At 49.6% G+C, this 21,122-nt stretch carries 17 protein-coding genes; 11 read left to right on the forward strand and 6 right to left on the reverse strand.

Annotated features, from left to right (window positions below; genetic code table 11):
- Positions 1 to 21 precede the first annotated feature (21 nt).
- The gene (gene lpxD / locus ACFOET_RS21055) at positions 22 to 1,062 is read right to left on the reverse strand and encodes a UDP-3-O-(3-hydroxymyristoyl)glucosamine N-acyltransferase (protein ID WP_379026434.1); all 1,041 of its coding nucleotides are present in this window, start codon (positions 1,060 to 1,062) and stop codon (positions 22 to 24) included.
- Positions 1,063 to 1,122: 60 nt separating this feature from the next.
- Positions 1,123 to 2,361, reverse strand: coding sequence for an HD domain-containing protein (locus ACFOET_RS21060; RefSeq protein WP_379026436.1), 1,239 nt, complete (start codon positions 2,359 to 2,361; stop codon positions 1,123 to 1,125).
- 164 nt (positions 2,362 to 2,525) lie between these two features.
- On the opposite strand from ACFOET_RS21060, the gene porX reads away from it, so the two are divergent.
- The 7 genes from porX to ACFOET_RS21095 all read left to right on the forward strand — a co-directional run bounded on the left by porX (position 2,526) and on the right by ACFOET_RS21095 (position 10,447).
- A complete protein-coding gene (gene porX / locus ACFOET_RS21065) occupies positions 2,526 to 4,079 on the forward strand; it encodes a T9SS response regulator signal transducer PorX (protein ID WP_379026438.1) in 1,554 nt (517 codons plus the stop codon).
- Between the two features lie 23 nt (positions 4,080 to 4,102).
- Positions 4,103 to 4,525 (forward strand): tRNA (adenosine(37)-N6)-threonylcarbamoyltransferase complex ATPase subunit type 1 TsaE, encoded by a 423-nt coding sequence (tsaE, locus tag ACFOET_RS21070; RefSeq protein WP_379026440.1) that lies wholly within the window; start codon positions 4,103 to 4,105, stop codon positions 4,523 to 4,525.
- Between the two features lie 123 nt (positions 4,526 to 4,648).
- On the forward strand, positions 4,649 to 5,212 hold the full coding sequence (locus tag ACFOET_RS21075; protein ID WP_379026443.1) for an RNA polymerase sigma factor: 564 nt from the start codon (positions 4,649 to 4,651) through the stop codon (positions 5,210 to 5,212).
- The gene (locus ACFOET_RS21080) at positions 5,193 to 6,014 is read left to right on the forward strand and encodes a hypothetical protein (protein WP_379026445.1); all 822 of its coding nucleotides are present in this window, start codon (positions 5,193 to 5,195) and stop codon (positions 6,012 to 6,014) included. The genes ACFOET_RS21075 and ACFOET_RS21080 overlap by 20 nt, the downstream gene beginning before the upstream one ends.
- Before the next feature lie 27 nt (positions 6,015 to 6,041).
- Positions 6,042 to 6,950, forward strand: a complete 909-nt coding sequence (locus tag ACFOET_RS21085) for an outer membrane beta-barrel protein (protein WP_379026447.1) — start codon at positions 6,042 to 6,044, stop codon at positions 6,948 to 6,950.
- A gap of 61 nt (positions 6,951 to 7,011) precedes the next feature.
- A complete protein-coding gene (locus ACFOET_RS21090) occupies positions 7,012 to 8,067 on the forward strand; it encodes an ABC transporter ATP-binding protein (protein WP_379026449.1) in 1,056 nt (351 codons plus the stop codon).
- 187 nt (positions 8,068 to 8,254) lie between these two features.
- Positions 8,255 to 10,447, forward strand: coding sequence for a S9 family peptidase (locus ACFOET_RS21095; RefSeq protein ID WP_379026451.1), 2,193 nt, complete (start codon positions 8,255 to 8,257; stop codon positions 10,445 to 10,447).
- Here ACFOET_RS21095 and ACFOET_RS21100 read toward each other — a convergent pair.
- The 4 genes from ACFOET_RS21100 to ACFOET_RS21115 all read right to left on the reverse strand — a co-directional run bounded on the left by ACFOET_RS21100 (position 10,441) and on the right by ACFOET_RS21115 (position 15,238).
- Positions 10,441 to 11,772 (reverse strand): TolC family protein, encoded by a 1,332-nt coding sequence (locus tag ACFOET_RS21100; RefSeq protein ID WP_379026453.1) that lies wholly within the window; start codon positions 11,770 to 11,772, stop codon positions 10,441 to 10,443. The two genes, ACFOET_RS21095 and ACFOET_RS21100, sit on opposite strands and share 7 nt — an antisense overlap.
- Before the next feature lie 141 nt (positions 11,773 to 11,913).
- On the reverse strand, positions 11,914 to 12,603 hold the full coding sequence (locus tag ACFOET_RS21105) for a LytR/AlgR family response regulator transcription factor (protein ID WP_379026455.1): 690 nt from the start codon (positions 12,601 to 12,603) through the stop codon (positions 11,914 to 11,916).
- A 47-nt stretch (positions 12,604 to 12,650) separates the two neighbouring features.
- Positions 12,651 to 14,051 (reverse strand): sensor histidine kinase, encoded by a 1,401-nt coding sequence (locus ACFOET_RS21110; RefSeq protein WP_379026457.1) that lies wholly within the window; start codon positions 14,049 to 14,051, stop codon positions 12,651 to 12,653.
- 92 nt (positions 14,052 to 14,143) lie between these two features.
- Entirely contained in the window at positions 14,144 to 15,238 is a 1,095-nt protein-coding gene (locus tag ACFOET_RS21115; protein ID WP_379026459.1) for a DUF4407 domain-containing protein, read from the reverse strand.
- Between the two features lie 775 nt (positions 15,239 to 16,013).
- Between ACFOET_RS21115 and ACFOET_RS21120 the strand changes: the two genes are divergently transcribed.
- From ACFOET_RS21120 to ACFOET_RS21135, 4 genes are all read left to right on the forward strand, one after another.
- Positions 16,014 to 17,294, forward strand: coding sequence for a PQQ-dependent sugar dehydrogenase (locus ACFOET_RS21120; protein ID WP_379026461.1), 1,281 nt, complete (start codon positions 16,014 to 16,016; stop codon positions 17,292 to 17,294).
- A complete protein-coding gene (locus ACFOET_RS21125; protein ID WP_379026463.1) occupies positions 17,284 to 17,772 on the forward strand; it encodes a c-type cytochrome in 489 nt (162 codons plus the stop codon). Before ACFOET_RS21120 ends, ACFOET_RS21125 begins: the two co-directional genes overlap by 11 nt.
- Before the next feature lie 119 nt (positions 17,773 to 17,891).
- Entirely contained in the window at positions 17,892 to 18,896 is a 1,005-nt protein-coding gene (locus ACFOET_RS21130) for an aldo/keto reductase (RefSeq protein ID WP_379026465.1), read from the forward strand.
- 80 nt (positions 18,897 to 18,976) lie between these two features.
- On the forward strand, positions 18,977 to 21,085 hold the full coding sequence (locus ACFOET_RS21135) for a M3 family metallopeptidase (protein WP_379026467.1): 2,109 nt from the start codon (positions 18,977 to 18,979) through the stop codon (positions 21,083 to 21,085).
- Positions 21,086 to 21,122 lie beyond the last annotated feature (37 nt).

Below are 21,122 nucleotides of genomic sequence, written 5' to 3' on the forward strand. Positions count from 1 at the left end.
ATCGGCTGAAAAGCACTTGTTTTATTTCGATAGTTCTTTGGTTAATAATAGCTGCTCTAGCTCTTCGATACGGCGCTCCAACTCTGGCAGGCGGGAGTAAACTACCTGCGAGCGCATCTGCGCATTATACGGGGCCGCTGGACTGCCCGACCATTTTTTTTCTCCTTCAGCGATGGTGCGGTTAACTCCGGATTGCGCTTGTATCTGGCTGCCGTTGGCGATGCTGATGTGACCAACGACGCCTACCTGTCCGCCGATGACCACATGCTCACCGATTTTTGTGCTCCCGGAAATACCAGATTGGGCAGCGATAACCGTATTCTTTCCGATTTCGACATTGTGCGCCACTTGGATCAGGTTGTCCAACTTCACGCCTTCGCGGATAATGGTAGAACCCATCGTAGCACGGTCAATGACCGTATTCGCACCGATTTCCACATCATCCTCGACGACCACATTGCCGATCTGGTTGATTTTGTTGTAGGTACCATCATCCTGCGGCGCAAAACCAAAACCATCGCTACCAATGACTGCACCCGAATGGATAATGACACGCTCGCCGATTATACAGTCGAAGTAAACGGTCACACGCGGAAACAAGGTCGTATCCTTTCCTATTTTTGCATTGTCACCAACATACACATGGGGGTATATCTTGCAGTTGTCGCCGATGACCACATTCTTGTCGATATACGCAAATCCGCCGATATATACATTCTTTCCTATAGTAGCACTGGGATGGATATACACCGGCTCTTCGATGCCGGTTTTATCCAAACGCATCCGATTGTACAGTTCCAGTAGCTGAGAGAAGGACGAATAGGCATTCTTTACTCGTATAAGGGTGCTCTTTACCGGCCTATCGAGCTTCAGGTCTTCATTGACGATGACTACCGATGCTTTCGTAGAATAAATGTATTGTTCGTATTTGGGATTAGATAAAAAAGACAGGCAACCGCTCGATGCCTCCTCGATCTTGGCTAACTGCTCCACCATCACGTCAGGGCTGCCCTCCAGGGAACCGTTTAGAAGCGTTGCTATTTGGTGTGCCGAAAATTGCATCTGCAAATGTATAAGTTATAAGCGTATTAAAAAATTTTTACTGGTTATCAGCCAATTGAGTCACGAAGAGGCGTTTATTAATTCTTTGGGAAAGGAAATGGCAAATTTCTGAACTTTTCTCGAAAGAGCCTCTAAGTTGGATAAATCTGAGGCCTCTGCAATATCTAATATGCTACCGTCCTTCATTAAAATCTTAATATTACTGTTGTTAAGTTCATACGCACTGTTCTCTATAGACTGCGTCCAAACATAATAATCCACATCCGCCGCGCCGATACCGAAGTATGCCACAGCTCGGTTTTTCAGGTCCGTTATTACCGGCTCAGCCGGAAAAGCTTTATGCAGCTCGGTATGGTACAACGACCGGGCCATTAGACGCGAACATAACATCCGCAAAATGCGATCTTCATGGTACGCCCAAGTTTTTACCGCAGACAAGATATCCGTATCGTCAAGACGTGAGAAATGCACTAAATGTGACACATTTTCGGTGAAATTTTCCCGGGTGATCTTATTGCGCAAAAAATGTTCCAAGGATGGCGAAGCGAAAAGCGATGCGCCGTTTTCATATAATACTTTCGCTCGTTGCAAAATTTTCAGCAACATCTGTTCGGCACTCAACACGGTTTTGTGCAGATAGACCTGCCAATACATAAGTCGCCGCGCGATAAGGAATTTCTCAACAGAATAGATACCTTTCTGCTCGACAACAAGTTCATTATCTACCACGTGTAGCATCTTAATGATGCGGTCGAAGCTGATCACACCTTCTGCCACGCCGGTAAAAAAACTGTCGCGGCTAAGGTAGTCCATCCGGTCGATATCGAGCTGACCGGACACCAACTGGTAAAGAAACTTCTTCCGATAGCGGTTGTTGAATATGTTGATCGCCAAACTAAGCCGCCCATTGAATACCTCGTTTAGCTCATCCATCATTAGCGACGAAAGCAGCTCATGTGAAACCCCTTCAACTAAGGTGTGCTCCAAGGAATGGGAAAATGGGCCATGCCCCACATCATGCAGCAAGATCGCAGCCAACACCGCTTCCTCTTCCTCGTCGCTGATCCCAATGCCCTTGCCCCTGAGCGTTTCGATAGCCAATGCCATCAGGTGCATAGCGCCCAACGCATGCTGAAATCGCGTATGCAACGCCCCTGGATAAACCAGATGCGTCATGCTTACCTGCTTGATATAACGCAGCCGCTGGAAATAAGGATGCTGTATCAGGTCGAAAATGAAACCGGATGGGATGGAAATGAATCCATAAACGGGATCGTTAATTATCTTCTTTCTATTCAACGTTTGTTTCCTCTACGGAAGGAACCTATCCAACAGCGCGAGTTTCCGCCGCAAAGATACATTACGAGCCTGTTAATTTATGTTAAAAATGTAATCCAAGGCAAACTTTTCCATAAGTTCGCGATTAATTAAATAGAAAACAATCACACCTCATAGAAATTTGAATGCAAGAAACAAACATATTGTGGGCAGATGATGAAATCGATCTGCTCAAACCACACATCATGCTACTGAACGAGAAAGGATATGGAGTAAAAACTGTAACCAATGGTAACGACGCGGTAGATGCATTTAAGAAAGGATTTTACGATTTAGTGTTTCTCGATGAAAACATGCCCGGACTCACGGGACTGGAAACCCTATCAGCGTTGAAAAACCTCAACCCGGCCGTCCCCATGGTGCTGGTCACCAAAAACGAGGAAGAGCATTTGATGGAAGATGCCATCGGTGCTAAGATCGATGACTACCTGATCAAACCCGTAAACCCGCGGCAAATCCTGCTTACCATAAAAAAGCTCACCGAAAACAAGCGCTTGATCAGTGAAAAAACCTCAATGGCCTATCAGCAGGATTTTCGCAACCTTGGTATGATCTTGAATGACAACCTCGATCACGAACAGTGGGCTGACGTTTATAAAAAGCTGATATATTGGGAATTATCACTCGAAAAACTGGAAGACGCTGGCATGCACGAGGTGCTTACGCTGCAAAAAGCGGAAGCTAACATGCAGTTTTCAAAATTTATGGAGAAAAATTATTTGAGCTGGGTGAAAACGCCGGAAACAGGCCCCATCATGTCACACCAGTTGTTTCATAAAAAAGTTTTTCCATCGCTGCAAGACGACAGGCCTACGTTCTTTTTCCTGATAGACAACCTGCGGTATGACCAGTGGCGTGTCATCAATGATGTCATAACGAATCACTTCCGACTGGAGGAAGAAGACAGCTATTACAGCATCCTGCCCACTGCTACCCAGTATGCGCGCAATGCGATATTCAGTGGGCTGATGCCGCTCGAAATGGAAAAGCAGTATCCTGGCCTTTGGCAGAATGACGAAGACGAAGGGGGTAAAAACCTACATGAAGATAAATTCTTGGCCGAACAGATCAGGAGGCGTTACCGCAAGGAGTGCCGGCACTCTTACACCAAAATACTCACGCTCGAGCAGGGGCGCGACGTTGCCGACAACTTGAGTAACTTGATGGGCAACGACCTCAACGTGCTAGTGTATAATTTCGTAGATATGCTCTCCCATGCGCGCACAGATATGGCGATGATCCGTGAATTGGCGAACGATGAGGCGGCCTACCGCTCGCTCACCCTTTCCTGGTTCGAACATTCGCCACTCTTTGATGCGCTAAAATGGCTCTCGCAAAAACCCGTGCGTGTGATAATGACTACCGACCACGGAACCATCCGGGTAAAGCACGCAAGCAAGGTGATCGGCGACCGCAATACCAACACAAACTTACGGTATAAGCAGGGCAAGAACCTTAACTATATTGCCAAAGATGTATTCCATATCAAGAACCCGCATGATGCTATGCTCCCGAAATTACATGTGAGCTCAAGCTTCATTTTTGCGAAAGAGGACACCTATTTTGTATATCCCAATAATTACAATCAGTTTGTGAATTATTTCAATGAAACGTTTCAGCATGGAGGAATATCATTGGAAGAAATGATCATTCCATTCGCAACTTACACGACGAAATAGCAAAAAACTGTATTTTTGCCGGTATGGTTATCGATGTTTCAAGCCTTACCGAATTACCCGGCGCCGCGGCACAGATCGTGGCAGCCGGAGGTAATAGCCGTGTGTTTCTCTTCCATGGCGAAATGGGAGCAGGTAAGACGACTCTTATCAAAGCCATCTGTGATCAATTGGGTGTTACGGACACGACATCGAGCCCTACGTTCGCCATTATAAACGAATATGGCGGCGCCGAGCGGCCAGTCTATCACTTCGACTTTTATCGCATCAAATCCGAGCAGGAAGCGCTTGACCTTGGTTATGAGGATTATTTCTATTCTGGCTGCTACTGCTTTGTTGAATGGCCTGAAAAAATAGCCGGCCTGTTGCCTCCCGATGCCGTAGCAGTAGCGCTCACCGTCTTAACCAATGGCAACCGGCGTATTAGTATCGACCCGCCGCGGTGGTAGCATCTTGTGTCGTCAATAACGCAACATGCTAAATTTCAATCCCAAACTTATCCACCAAAAAATTGCCTAGCCTATGCAACCTTTTTACGGAAATGATCATCATCATTAGAAAGCACACGCAAATTGGAGCCAACAGTTACAATAGATGGTTTGTACGAAGGTTGTAAGGCCGGCAGCCGCCAAGCGCAGGAGAAACTGTACCGCGCAATGGCATCCAAGATGCTGGGAGTGTGCATGCGGTATGCGCGGAGTACATTCGAGGCAGAAGATATACTTCAAACCGGATTTATCAAAGTGTTCAGTAGCATGGAAAGTTACCGCGGTGAAGGGTCGTTCGAAGGGTGGATCAGACGAATTATCGTAAATACCGCGATAGAGATGTATCGGAAAAACATGCGGAGCATGCAGCCGGTTGAGCTGGAGAATGCACATGAAGGCATGCAAGAAGCGTTTTCGATGGACGCCATGGAATGCGAAGACCTGTTGCGCATAATTCAGGCGCTCCCCGATGGCTATCGTATCGTCTTTAATATGTACGCGTTGGAGGGCTTTTCGCATAAGGAAATTGCCGAAGCGCTACGGATCAGCGAAGGAGCGTCCAAATCGCAGCTATCAAGGGCGAGGACGTGGCTAAAGGAAAAAATAAAACAATTGGAAGGAGGGAGATATGAACCCAATGGAAAATGAAGCGTTTGACAGGGAGCTGCAAAAGAAGTTTAATGATTTCAAACCAGAGATATCCGCTGGCCTGTGGGATAAAATCGCAACGCAATTGGATGCTCGCGACAAGCGCAACCTGGCGCCGATGAAGGGAGGCCGCCGGTTTCCGGCATGGTGGACGACAGTTGCGGCCTCAATACTGATCGTGTGCGGCATCACCTACTGGTATAACCGGCCCGTGAAGGTGACCTACCTACATGGCCGCGCAGCCGTTGAGGGGGAGTCTACTGCACCTTCGCCAGTAGATCTGCCCATACAAGACGCTGCACCGGCCGCCGAACCACTGGATATCGAACGGTTGAAACGGGTATTTGCAAAAAAGGACCGGAAAACGGACGGCAATGCACCCCTCCGACCCACCACAGCTGAAACGGCCGAACAATCCATCGAAGTGAAGACCTCCGGACTTTTAGCTGCCAACAACGAGCCCGCCCCGCCAGTTAAGCTCGTTAAAACAGCGGAAGCTGAAGCTGCAAGGTTACCAGAACAGCAGGTCCTACCTGAGAAACTGCCCCTATTGGAAGAGACGCTAGTCAATGTACCCGATATACAGCCATTGGTAGCCGTGGAAGGTGAAGAAGAAACGATGCTGGCATCGGCGACGCAAATCAAGCAACCTTTTGGAGTAAGCATTATCCTGAACTACGTGGTAGGGGCCGTTGATCAGCGCGAGGAAAAACTGATCACGTTCTCTAACGATGACGAGGGGTCGCTCAAGCTGGACTTTAACTTTAACATCGCCAAAACCAAGAAAAGGAAAGTGAAATAACAAGTAAAACCTTAATACACGACAGATATGAACTACATTAGCCTTTCAATTTTATTTTGTGCCGTTCTATGCGCTACGGCAGCCGCGCAAGAAAAAAAGAGACCTGACAGCCTTAGTAGAACCGGCGTTGCCGCGATAGATACCGTCATCATGGAAGACGTTGATACCGGCGAAAAACGCAAGGTGCGCATCATCATTCCGGGAAAAGACGAGGGTATGATCACCCTTGAAAAAACCGAGAAAAACTACGAATACGAATCCAAGGACAAAAACAAGGAGCATGATAAAAAGGTTACGATAGACCGTACCAAAAAAGCTCACCCGATTTATGGCATCACCTTGTCACGCATCGACCTAGGCTTGGTCAAGCTAATCGACGACGGAAGTTTCTCGCTGTCTGACGACAATGAGATTTTCAATTACCGGCGAGGGAAAACCGTCAATTTCGGGTTCGACGTACTGCAAGCAGGCTACCGCTTCAATGATCAGTTCCGAATATTTTTATCTGGTGGATTCGATTGGACCTACATTCGGTTACATGGCAATTCCATTTTTGATCCGAACACCACGCCGTTGACCGTAACGGACAACGAGACGGATATATCGAAAAACCGGATCACTTCGACTTATCTGAGACTACCGCTTACGTTTGAGTTCAGGAGCAAAAGCTACACGGGCATGGGGCGCATGCGGTTTGCTTTCGGCCCCGAGGCCGGATTTCTACTGAAAGGCACCCAACGGTACCGCACGGCCGATGGTAAGATTAAACAAAAGGGAGACTATGCGTTCAATCAATTCCGCTATGGTGCGTTTGCCCGGTTTGGTGTAGGCGCATTTGGTATCTATGCCAAATACTATTTCAATGATATCTTTGAAAATAGCCCCCAACATGCAGGGCTGCAAAATTTTACGTTCGGACTGATGCTTGGCTTCTGAGCCGTATCCAATTATTTTTATAATTTTGTGCCGTCCCGATCGGTATCAGGGCGGCTTTTTTATGGCAGTAACCCCCACAGCTCCTCCGTCTTGCTCGGTGCCCAATGATGTGCAGCGCGTAGGCCTGCCATTGATTCACGGCGAAAAGCTGAGCCGCTTTTTCCAGGGCAAGGAACAGATTACGGCCGTCCGTGGACTGAATTTCGGCATTAATGAGGGCGAGGTTACCGCTATCGTCGGCGAAAGCGGAAGCGGCAAAAGCACCCTGTTGAAGCTGATCTACGGCTTGCTGGAACCCGATGAAGGTGAAGTACGGTACCGTGGCTGGCGTATACCGAATCCACGGGAAAAACTTATCCCAGGCCACGACGCCATGCGCATGGTATCGCAGGGTTTCGATGATTTAAACACCTACGCCAATGTCTGGGACAACGTAGCTTCACAATTGCCCAACACTGATTTGGACGCCAAGGTGGGTAAAACCGAAGCGGTCCTCCAGCGCTTGCGGTTAGCGCACCTTACCACGCAGCGCATAGCCGATTTAAGCGGCGGCGAAAAGCAGCGTGTCGCCATTGCACGGGCTTTGGTCAATGAACCCGAAGTGCTGCTGATGGACGAACCCTTCAACCAGGTGGATGCCTCGTTCAGGGAGACCCTACAGCAAGATATTAACGCCATCGTACACGAAACTGGCATCACCGTGGTGTTAGTATCACACGACCCTGCGGAAGTCCTGTCCATGGCTCAGCAGCTATTAATTATGAAAGAAGGTCTATTGCTGGCAAGCGGCACCCCAACTTCGTTGTATCAAGAACCTCCCGATACCTATGTGGCCCGCTTGCTGGCGCGGAGCAACACCCTTACCCCGGAAGAAGCCAACGAGCTGGGCATACAGGCTGATACGGCTATCACCATCCACCCCGAATGGTTTGTCTTATCTAACGATCAGCCGAATGATGGATTTGAGGTGCTGGATGCGCTGTTCAAAGGCTTTTATGAAGAGCTTATAGTGCAGAGAGGCGCACTGCGCTTGCATGTTTTTAATCTAAAGCCAGGCCAATATCCGGCAGGTAGCAGCGTGGGACTGGAAGTTACCCGGTTTCATCGCTACCGATAGCCGCTATTCCAGCGGCTTACGAACAGCGGAACTCAAGATTGTCCTTGTCCCGGATTTCATTTCTTTACGAAGGGCAATGCGGCAAGGCAGGGGCGGGCAGCAGGTGGGCGCTGGCGAATACCGGTAAATTTTAAGTTAAAATGCGGTGTAACTCATGGCATCGGTTAACGTATTTTTGCTAGTTCTAATGATTACCATCATGCACCAATCACAGAAAATACGCTACACGTTTTGGATAGCGCTATGGCTTGGTATATCCCCACTCATGGGCCAGACTCCTTTCTATCCCTCGCATGACGAAATTGTTGCGCGTTACAGACATGCCGCCATGATGGATAGTCTTACCCGCAACGCAGTTTTTAAGTCAACGGTGACTGCTCATTGGTCTTCAGACGAGCAATCTTTCTGGTACCCAAACCTCCTACCGGACGGTACTACCGAATACGTTCATGTAGTTGCGAAGACAGGGAAGAAGCGTCCGCTAAACAAAGCTGAAATAGCAGCCATGACCGTTGCGAACAAGGCTGATGGCCAAGAAAGGCGGCAGCCGCAACAGCGGGGCCCTGCAGATTTCCGTGGAGGCCGCGTGTCGCCCGACAAGCAGTGGGAGGCCTATTTGGCAAACGGCAACCTTTTTGCCAAGCGGCTAAGCGACGGTGATATTGTCCAGTTTACGTCAGACGGCACCCGAGAAAATCCCTATGGTGCGATCGCGTGGAGTCCTGATAGTAAATACCTGGCGGGTTACCGTACCTACCCAGTGCAGGATTCATTAGTCCATTTTGTTTTATCGGCGGTTCCGAAAACGACGCGGGGCCAACTGGTGTCCCGTCCCTATAAACAGCCGGGCGACCCCTTTACTACTTACGATTTATTTCTATTTCCTCTTGATAAGCGTACCGCGATCAGGGTAGCCACAGAGACCATAGACTTTCCCAGCGCCGCGCCGTTGCTTCGATGGCGACACGGGGACGCCCGGCACTTTACCTATGAAAAGTTCGACCGAGGGCATCAGCGTTTCCGGGTCATCGAGGTGGATGCGCATACCGGGAACACACGTGCCGTCGTGGACGAGCGGAGCAGTACCTTCATCTATCATGACCGGCAGTACACGTACTATCCCAAAGGGAGCAACCTGCTGATCCGTACCTCCGAAAAGAACGGGTGGAGGCATCTTTACTTGGTAGACCTGATCACCGGCATAGAGAAGCCCATCACCAGAGGGGAATGGGTGGTACGGGATGTCATTGAGGTAGACGCGGAAAAAAAACAGATCTTGTTTACCGCGGGTGGAATGAATGCCGGAGAGGACCCTTATCATGTCCATTATTACCGCATTGGCTTTGACGGGAATCAACTCACTGAGTTGACACCGGAGCCGGGCCATCACAGCGTGACTTTTTCGCCGAGCGGCGCGTATTTTATCGACACATATTCGACGGTAAACAAACTTCCGGTGACTAAGCTCCGTCGTAGCAAAGACGGGAAGGAAGTAGCCGTGTTGGAAAAAGCCGTGCTAAGCGATTCATACCAACAAAGCGGTGCCACGCCGCCGGAAGTATTCGTAGCTAAGGGGCGCGATGGCATCACCGATATCTGGGGCATCGTGAGCAAACCATCTGACTATGATCCATCCAAGAAATACCCGGTACTTGAAAACATCTATGCCGGGCCGCATGATTCATTTGTACCCAAATCCTTCGTGCCGTACAGCGAAATGCAGAGTCTCGCCGAACTGGGCTTTATCGTGGTCATGATAGACGGTATGGGTACAGCCAACCGTTCCAAATCGTTCCACGACGTATGTTGGCAAAACATCGCTGATGCCGGCTATCCCGACCGCATCCGGTGGATTAAAGCATTGGCCGAAAAATATCCGTTTGTGGATACCACACGGGTTGGCCTATACGGTACGTCAGCAGGTGGGCAAAACACCGTTTCGGCACTACTGTTCCAGCCGCATTTCTACAAAGCCGGAGTGGCGGCCAACGGTTGCTATGACAACCGCGTAGATAAGCAGTGGTGGAATGAACAGTGGATGGGCTATCCCGTGGGGAAACATTACGAAGCCCAGTCGTGCGCCACGGTGGCCAACGCACGCAAACTGAACGGCAAGCTGCTGTTGATCGTCGGCGAGGCAGACACCAACGTGCCGCCGGAATCATCCCACCGCGTTGCCGATGCACTGATAAAGGCAGGCAAGACTTTCGATTTCTTATCCATACCGGGCATGGGCCATAGCGACGGCGGCCCTTTCGGGCGGATGAAAAAGCGTGATTTCTTCGTCAGACACTTGTTGAAGGCGGAACCTCCGGATTGGAACGCCGGAGAACTGCCCTATAATCCCAACATTGGCAGGGAACGGTGGTCCTTTCAGTGATCGAGCGCCATTTCGCCATTGTAATAATCCACCACGCGTTGGCGGAGATGCCACCGGTAGCGGGCAATCACAAGGTTTGCGCTAGCGTTGTCGAGCTTGTTTTTGGCAATCAGGTATTCCACGGAATTAATTGCTCCGGCGTTAAAGCGCACTTCAGCGATACGGAATGATTCGGCATAGTTTTCCACCTGTTCCAGCAGGTTTTTATACTCCGTCTTAGCCGCATCAAGGTTGAACAGCACCTGACTGGTGGTTTGCTGCAATTCGTTTCGGCGCGTCTGGGCCACATTCTCGGCATCAAGCAAGTTTAGCTTTGCCTGGGCGACATTGTTGCGCACCTGGAGCCTGTTGAAGATCGGTATTGAGAGCGTGAACCCGAGGTTTTGTCCAATACGGTCTCTCACCTGATCGATATAAGCCCCGTTTCCGTGTATGTAGCTGCTTGATAACCCCGCGCGCACGGCGAGCGACGGAAAGTAAGACGAACGTGCCGCCTTCAGCCCGAACCGCGCTTGCTCCGCCCATTGTTCTGCGGCTTTGATGATGCTCAAACGTTCGGAAGCGGCTTGATACAGCGCATCGCCCGAATGGACACTTCCGCTTGCCAGGGGTAGCTCCTGAAGAGAAACGAGTCGGACATTGCCGTTATAAGGGCGATTGATCAGTTGGAAAAGCGTCGTTAGCTGTTCGTTGAAGCTAACTCTTGCTTGATTTAAATTGTTCAGGTCATTGGCATATTGTCCTTTTAGGTCATAGTAGTCGGCGGGTGCCTCAGCTCCCTGCTCAAAAAGTAGCGTTCGGCGCTCCACTTGGCGGCGGGTCACGGCAACCAAGCTATCCACCTGAGCGACGACATCCCTTGCGGCGAGCGCCTGGATATAGGCAGTGGTCACACTGAGTGCCACCTGCTCTTTGGCATATTGCTCGTCATATTGCGTGGCACGATAAGCATAAGCTTGCTGGGTGATGTTGTGAAACATTCGCAGTCCATCAAATAATACTAAAGAGCTGTTGATGCCCTGCCCCCCGTACCGGTTGGTCACATTATTCAGGTACTGGTTGGTTTCCGGGTCGATGGCACGCCCCACCTCAAAGTAATGACCCAAGTTCGCATTCAAGTCAGGCAGTAAGTTATGCCTTGCCTGCCTCATTTCAATGGCTTGACTTTGCGTGCGGATACGGCTCTGCTGAACCTCAAGGTTCTGCTGCAAAGCCAATCGTATACAGTTTTCGAGGGTGAGTGTGTCTTGTGCAATAGCCGGTTGGCCAGCCAGTCCAAACGCCATGCCTAAGCAATAAAGTAAGTAACGTATGTTGTCAACCATTTTGTTATGCCGTTTTGGCATGGTTGCATACATAATCAACGCCAAACTTATAACTTCAAGATAACAAAGAGATTGCAAATGGTGGTCCAACGGAGCTTGTTCGATATCGTGCAGTGAATGTACGAAAACGAACAGTCGGGATTATGATTTTTCGGAAAGCCGCTTGGTGGCTGTCATATACGAAGCACCTATCGGCAGTATGCTTCCGTTTACCGTCAACTGATGACGTTCGATTTTCTGTACATGGGCAATGGATGCAATGAACGAGCGGTGAATGCGTATGAATCGGTCTTGGGGCAATAACTCTTCACACTCGGTGATCGTCATGCGGCTAAGGATATGACGGTCTCTAAGGACGAAATTGACGTAATTTCCAGTAGCCTCCAAATAATCGATATCTTCAAAAGCAATCTTGACCTGATCATACCCGGTCTTGACAAAGAAGTAGGCGGGAATGTTGCCATTGGTGCCACGTAACTTCAGCCACTCCTGCACCTTATTGCACGCCTTGAGGAAGCGGGCCAATGAAAAAGGCTTAAGCAGGTAATCTACCGCATCCAACTCAAAGCCTGCCACAGCGTGTTCAGAGTAGGCTGTAGTGAAAACGACCAACGGCTTCTTGCTGAGGCTCCGGAAAAATTCGATGCCTGAGATGTCGGGCATCTTAATATCAAGAAATAATAGATCGACCGGATATTGCCGAAGGTGGTCCATCGCTTCAAAGGCATTGGTGAAGGACGCTTGCAGCTCCAAAAACGGCACCTTGGCCGCATGGTTCGCCACCACGTCAAGCGCGATGGGTTCGTCGTCTATGGCAATGGCGGTAATCACAGCTTGGCGTTGTTTGAATCAAAGATAAAACAAAATCCATCATCGCGTTAGGATAAGTGAACGGTCAAATGCACAAAAAATTCTTGCTTACTCTCCCGAACGATCAATTCATGTGTACCTGCGTACAACATAGCCAACCGCTGTTTCACGTTTTCCAGCCCGATGCCGGTATGCCGACGTTCTGGATCGTCTTCCTTTTTGCGGTGAATGCTGTTATATACATCGAAATAGAGCTTGTCATCGGATTCGTAAAGACTAATTTTTATCCATGACTTATCTTGCAGGCTGATACCGTGTTTAAATGCATTTTCTACAAACGGGATAAGCAACATGGGCGCAATGTAGCTGCCCTCTATCACGTCCTTGATGTCACTATCAACCGTGATGACCGATGAGCTGGCCGTACGCAGTTGTTGGAGGTCAATGTAATTGCGTAAATATTCTATTTCCCGCGCCAGCAAGATGCGGTCTTGATTGTTCTCATGCAACATAAAGCGCATCATATCACCCAACTTTTGGATACCTGAAGAAGTGCGCTCGGCCTTTTCTTGCAATGCGGTACCATACAAGGTGTTGAGAATATTAAATAGGAAGTGTGGATTAATCTGCGAGCGCAAAAAGTGGAGCCCTGCAGATGCCTGACCAAGTTCCGTCTGCAGGGTGAACAATTGGGCAAGGCGACCTTTTTGCCGATGATAAAGGTAATATGATAGGGGTAAGACAATTAATGTGAGGCAGAACCATTCTACAAAGTATACATTGCTATTTAAGTTCGCAATTGCGATGAAAAGGCAGCCGAAAGGAATAAACACCACAAATGATAGCCCAATAGCCAGAGGTATGTAAACTAATCCTTTTCGCTCGCAGTAAGGCAACAGCCAGTAAATATTTAGTGCGTAAAGCAAGTACGCGTAGGGTACAGCAGATAGCCACAGGGCTGCAAGATCTTGTTTAAGCGTCAGAAGCATCAAGAAAATTAAGGTTCCCCCACCTAGGATAACCAAGCTCTCTTGGGCAATACGAGTGGCGACGGTCTTTCTTTTGTTTTGCGAATAACGTATCAATCGTTTGAAGCCTTCATAGACGAAAAGAAGCAGTAATACTAGTAAAGCGCCGCCTAAAGAAAGCCCTTGAGGCAAATATTGCCAAAAGTTGTCACGCCTACCATAATGCGCCATCATCCAAGCACAGGTAGACAGTCCTATCCACACTCCAAAGAACAGCAGCAAGGTGATAGCGATGCCCGCCTCAATACGTTTTCTCCTGAAAAATACGGGCGAGATCCATTGAGTAAAAACCAGATAAGCACAATAAACCACACTGGCATACCCCATCCACGAAGCGGCCATCCGAAGCCCACCATGCTGGTTTTGGTTACTAAAGAAAAGGATAAGGATGAACAGGTAAATACCAGTGGCCGAAATAATTTCAATACGGTTGAGTTTCATAGCTGAGCGTTTTTCAACAAAGAACGCCAATGTACGAAGGGGCGGCAACAAAATGGGATGAACATAACGGGATATGTGATGAAAGGCTAAAACTATACCGGTTCATTTTCCCACAATTGCGCTTTACGTTTTGCAATGGCTTGCTGTACCCGTGTGTCATGCACGCCGTCTATGATGGCTATTTCGGCATCGCGGTCTGTGCCAGAACGATGGTTATCAATGGTTAGCTGGCTCTGTAGCGCAATGTCGTATGCGTCCCGCGCACTCATCAGTTTCACGAATACCGGTAGGCACTCGAAGAAGATGAACAGCAGCATGATAAACGTGATGGACCAATAATTGGCGCTGTTTACGCTTCCATCGGCATGGTATTTAAGGTCACCAAGTGCGGCATTGCGGTCGGCAAATCCGGCAATGTTTACCGCACTGTCAAGCTGGACACCGGTTAGCAATTGTTCATCCAGCAGGCCTTCAAATTGTTTGCGTTGCGCAATATAGGCTTCCTGTTGCCGGACAGATGCCCTAAGTGTATCTAGATATCGCTCCTGCTTTTCAAGATCAGCTTGCCGTTGCTTGGCATAAGGGCCATAGCCTACGATACCGGAAGTCTCTACGGTTTTTTCACCGAATGTTTCCAGTTTCAATTTGTGGCGGTCGGCTTTGATGGAAGCTTCCAAGGAGTCCCGTTCCGTTTTAAATTCGGTCAGCTTTTCGAGCTCGATTGCATATTTGCTGTCAAACGCTTTGTTAAGCGTGTCGATACTGGCACGTTGGCGGTCGAGATAAGTGACGCGCAGCTGATCACGGATTTCTTTGTCGAACACTTTCAGTTCCAGTGGTCGCGCGATGACGATGCCGATAAGCACGGCCAGCAAGATACGTGGAGTAGCTTGCAGGAACTGCCGGGAAGCGGTAGCATTCTTGTTGATACTGCATACGATATAGCGATCCATATTAAAGATTGCCAAGCCCCATAATAGCCCGAATAACAGCGCAAACAACGCCGCAAACTCGCCACCGCTGAATACGAAATACAACGCATATCCGCCGGACAGCGCCGCAAATAACCCAGTGAAAAAAATAGTCGCACCAATGCCTACGTATTTGCTATGCTCAGCTGGGTATTTTGCCAAAGTAGCTTGGTGTACGCCGCAGCACCACCAAAAGAATCGTGTCAGTTTCTCCATCACATTCGGATATCCATAGTTAGGACGGATTGAGAACCAAATTGTTACAGTCAATGCCGTCATGGCGCAAAAATAGGCGCGATGGGATAAGTACCTTACAAATTGGGACGAAAGCCGCAAAATGTGGGACGAAGCACCGAGTGCCGGCAAACATCACGCTTAACTGTGAAGGATATCCGGGAGGTGCCAGGCTAATCTTATTCAGGCCCTATGCACGCCACAAGCATTTATTATCCGAATGTCCTTAACTATCCTCATCACACATACGAATGGCATGGTTAGTGCGCATCGGGGGTAGGTCTCATGTAGAGTCGATGGAGGTACAGCGTAGGGCCACCATAGATACAACGGCATCCGAACGGAGTTAAACGGACTTTAACGGGCTTTTGGCTTGTAAACGGCGAAAATGCGTATCATTCCAGACGGATGATAGCCTTTGCAAAAATACGAAATTTGTGCAATAACCTGAAAGCCATCGTACGCATCCAAATCACAGCGCTCTTTTCAAGAAAACGGGCGAAACACAGTGGCACACCCGCTATTATATAATTAGTGCAGACATACCGATGCAGCCTTAAACGGTTTATCATTAGGCATTGTTTAAATGAGATTGCCCTGTATTTACCTTACCAATGCGTAACAATCCTGCAATGTTTATTATTTTCGAAGCGCATTAACAACCGAGCCGTTGAAAATGCTGGTTAAAACCTTCATTTTTGTTGCGGCATAGGTCAATACAAGCGGGCTTTCGCTCACTACAAACGAAATAAACGACATGGCAAATCAACTAAAAAAAAGCTGGTTCTTGGCTTGTGCGCTGGGACTGGCTATCGTATCCTGCAATTCGGGTGGCAATACAATCGAAACCGATGCAGACAACGCCGGCTTGGCACTGCCAGATGGCTTCGGTGCTTTGAAGGTGGCAGACAGTATCGGTTCGGCACGGCATCTCGTGGTTAATGCAAAAGGTGACGTTTTCGTCAAACTGCAGCGGCCGGTAAACGGCGAGGGCATCATTATGCTTTCTGATACGGATGGGGATGGCAGAGCCGATGAGCAGACCGGTTTTGGAGATTACGGTGGCACAGGCATTTTTATCAAAGATGGTTACCTGTATGCGTCTTCCAACAGTGAAGTCTTTCGCTATGAACTGGATGACAACGGTCGGGTGGTTAACCCCAATGCCCCTGACACCGTTGTCACGGGCCTGATCGACCGCCGTCAGCACAATTCAAAATCGATAACGCTGGATGATGCCGGCAATATCTACGTCAACATCGGAGCTTACTCCAACGTGTGCCAGGAGAAAGACCGGACATTTGGTTCGCCGGGCATGCAACCCTGCCCGATCCTCGATTCCGCTGGAGGTATCTGGCAATTCCGTGCAGACGGGATGAGGCAAAGCTACGGCGATGGCGAACGCTATGCTACCGGATTGCGCAACGTCGTGGGCCTCGACTGGAACCAAGAAGCTGGAGCGCTTTTTGTGATGCAGCATGGTCGGGACAACCTTCACGACTTCTATCCAGACCTGTATGATCCCGAAGTGGGAATCGATTTACCATCTGAAGCAATGTACCGGTTAAACAGGGGCGCCGATGCCGGATGGCCTTATGTGTACTATGACCATCACCAAAAGAAGAACATTGTCAACCCCGAATACGGGGGTGATGGCAAACAGGAGGGCGGCGAAGATGTCCTGGATCCCGTGGTTGCCTTCCCCGGCCACATTGCCCCCAATGCCCTACTCTTCTATACTGGGGATCAGTTTCCCGAGCGGTACAAAAACGGTGCGTTCATAGCATTTCATGGCTCTTGGAACAGGGCTCCTGAACAACAAGGGTACATGGTTGCATTTGTCCCATTTAAAGATGGACAGCCCAGCGGCGATTGGGAAGTGTTTGCCGATGGGTTTGCGGGGGCGGATACTGTCGCTGGTCCCGGTGACGCCAGGCACCGCCCATGCGGGCTAGCCGAGGGACCGGACGGCTCTCTTTATGTCTCGGACAGCGTCAACGGCACGATATTCCGGATTGTCTATGCGGGTGGCAAATAACCGATGCCTGTTGATGGGGCTTTGGCTGGTGTCAGCGGCCAGCTGCGGGCAGCGCCAACAGGACGATCATGAGAAATCACAAGATAAGGCAACGGCTCAAAAGCCGACCGCGACGGCAGGACAAGCGGACACCACCGCAATGACGGCTAACATGGAGCTTGGCAAGCTGGTGTATGACCAATATTGCGCCACCTGCCACCAATCAAACGGATTAGGTGTCCCCAACTTAAACCCTCCGCTTGCCCATACGGACTATGTGACGGGCGACAAAGAACGACTAATCCGAATCGTGCTCAATGGCTCCAATGACGGATTAGAAGTGAATGGCATGGTTTACAGCAATGCCATGCCCGCCAATGCGTTTTTGAGTGACGAAGAAATCGCTGGCGTCCTGTCTTACATCCGCAAAAGCTTCGGCAACCGCGCCGATACGATTTCGGCAGCGGAGGTCAGCCGGGTGAGGGCACTATCAGATTAAATTCGCTGCCCTCGGCGTGGGGGAAGGTACGGATGCCACACTGGGGCTAGATTTACACCGCCAAGGGGACGGCGGACGACTAAGAGAAAATTAGCATTATGCTTACAAAATAAATAACTATGCAATACAGAAAATTAGCAGGAACCGAGTTGGACTTATCGGTGATTACCTTCGGTGCATGGGCTGCCGGGGGCTGGATGTGGGGCGGCACAGAGCGGAAGGATGCCATCGATGCCATTAGGGCATCTTACGACTTAGGCGTAAACACAATTGACACTGCACCGATTTATGGGCAGGGTACCAGTGAGGAAATCGTTGGCGAGGCTGTCGACGGTATTCCGCGCGACAAGGTATTCATCCTGACCAAATACGGCATGCGTTGGGACCTTGCTAAAGGCGACTTTGCATTCCGCAGCAATGACAATTCAGGCAGAGCCATCGAGATCTATAAATACGCCGGCAGGGAGAGCATCGTCAAGGAATGCGAAGATAGCCTGCGTCGGTTGCGTACCGATTATATCGACCTCTATCAGATTCACTGGCCTGACAGCACCACCCCAATTCAGGAGTCCATGGAAGCGGTGGCTCAGCTCATACAGCAAGGCAAGGTGCGGTATGCCGGTGTATGCAACTACAACGCAGCACAGCTTGCAGAAGCATCCAACTATGTGGACGTGATTTCCAACCAGGTGCCATACAGCATGGTCAAGCGGGGAATCGAGGCTGAGCTTGTGCCGTACTGCATCGAGAACGATAAGTCAATATTGGCCTATAGCCCGATGGAAAGAGGACTACTCACCGGAAAAATGAAGCCCGGACACACGTTTGCCGCTGGTGATCACCGTGCAAACAACTATTTCTTCAGCGCCGAAAACCTGCGCCGCATCAATATATTCTTAGAGAAGATCAAGCCGATTGCGGACAGCAAAGAAATCTCTCTCAGCCAACTAACATTACTGTGGACGCTGGCACAACCCGGCATCACCGTTGCGCTGGCAGGCGCCCGTAATGCCGAACAAGCCGTGCAGAATGCAAAGGCCATCGACGCAGCACTTTCGCCGGATGAACTGGCGTTTGTCACGGCCCAACTGGATCAGTTAGCGTTGGTGAAACCGAACGAATAAGCAGCTAACGGCAAGTTGTCCAAACGTAAACTTTTGGTTAACTTTGCCACTATTTACCCATTAGCATTACATAGCACACCATGAATCGGAAACGTATTTTACCTGTATTGATGATTTCAATCGGATCACTTGCTTCCTGCGAGAATCATGAAGCCACGGCGGATAACCCGTTCTTTGCATCCTATGACACACCGTTTGAAGTACCGCCATTTGACCGTATAAAGGATGAGCATTTCAAACCGGCGTACGAAGAGGCGCTTAAACGCCATTCGGCTGAAGTGGATTCCATCGCGGCCATAGCCGAAGCTCCGACATTTGAAAACACGATCGTGGCGCTGGAGAACGCCGGAGAACTGCTCACGCGTGTATCTTATGTTTTTTCCAACCTCAACTCTTCAACTACCAATCCAACGCTGCAGGCGCTAGATAAGGAATTAGCGCCCAGACTGGCCGCACACCGGGACAACATCACCCTCAATGCCCAGCTTTTTGAACGCGTTAAAGCTGTTTGGGACCAACATGAAAGCCTCGGGCTGGATGGTGAACAGACCATGCTTCTGGAGCGTACCTATAAGAATTTTGTGCGCAACGGCGCCAACCTGTCCGACGAGGACAAGGCAACGCTACGCGACATCAATGCCCAACTGGCTGAATTGACGACGCAGTTTGGACAGAATATACTGGCAGCCGTCAATGCCTATGAGCTGGTCATTGACAAGGAAGAGGACCTTTCCGGTCTTCCTGAAAACGTCAAAGCCGCCGCCGCAGAAACCGCTAAGGCAAAAGGACACAATGGCAAATGGGTGTTTACACTATCGAATGCCAGCGTGATGCCATTTTTACAATATGCAGATAACCGCGATCTCCGCCGGGAAATATGGGAAGCCTACAAGAACCGGGCTGGTAGCGGCGAATATAACAACAGTGAGATCTTGATAAAGATCGCGAACCTTCGCTTGCAGAAAGCCAACCTGCTGGGGTACCCTACGCATGCCCACTATGTGCTAGAAGAGGCCATGGCCGAAAACCCAGCCAATGTGAAAAAGCTCCTAGACGACCTGTGGGCTCCCGCAATTAAAAAAGCAAAGGAAGAGGCTTACGATGTCCAAAAGGCCATCGAAGCTTCGGGCGAATCTTTCAAAGCAGCACCGTATGACTGGCGGTACTACGCGGAAAAGATACGGCAGGAACGTTTTTCCCTCAGCGAGGAGGAATTGCAGCCCTACTTCAGCTTGGACGCTGTCCGCCAAGGAGCGTTTGACGTGGCCAACAAACTATTTGGCATATCGTTCAGAAAACTGGACGATATGCCGATTTACCACCCCGAGGTTGAAGCATACGAAGCATTAGAAGCCGATGGCAGCCATATCGGTGTGTTCTATGTAGACTACTTTCCGCGTGAATCCAAACGCTCAGGCGCGTGGATGAGCTCCTTTCGTATGCAGTATAATGAAAATGGACAACGGGTGGCTCCTATAATCGTGAATGTCTGTAATTTCACCCGGCCGGTGGGCGAGCAGCCCTCCCTGCTTACCTTCGATGAGGCCAACACGCTATTCCATGAGTTCGGCCATGCGCTGCATGGCCTGTTGTCCAACGTGAACTACCGCAGCCTTGCAGGCACCTCGGTATCGCGTGATTTTGTGGAGCTTCCCTCCCAAGTGATGGAGAACTGGGCCGAAGACCCAGCCGTACTAAAGGAATATGCTAAGCATTACGAAACCGGCGAACCCATCTCAGATGAACTGATTGCCAAACTTGAAAATGCAGGTACGTTCGGACAGGGATTTGCCACTGTGGAGTATTTAGCATCATCTATTCTGGATTATGACTACCACACCATCACCGACTCAATTACGGTATCCGCCCAGGAGTTCGAGAAAACTTCCATGGCGAAAGCTGGCCTAATTGAAGAAATTATTCCCCGACATAGCAGCACCTACTTCCAACACATCTTTAGCGGTGGATATTCCGCAGGATATTATAGTTATATCTGGGCTGAAGTGCTGGACGCCGACGCATTTGCCGCGTTCAAGGAAAAGGGGCTTTATGACCAGGCTACCGCTGCATCTTTCCGTGAGAATGTTCTGGAGAAAGGCGGCACCGAAAAGCCGGCTGAACTCTACCGCAGGTTCCGAGGCCAAGATCCTGACCCCATCCATTTGATGCGGAAAAGAGGATTGGACTAGACGAGCCTTATTCCCAGCGGAGTCTGAGAGCTCGCAT

Source organism: Parapedobacter deserti (assembly GCF_042646065.1).
GTDB classification, from domain to species: domain Bacteria; phylum Bacteroidota; class Bacteroidia; order Sphingobacteriales; family Sphingobacteriaceae; genus Parapedobacter; species Parapedobacter deserti.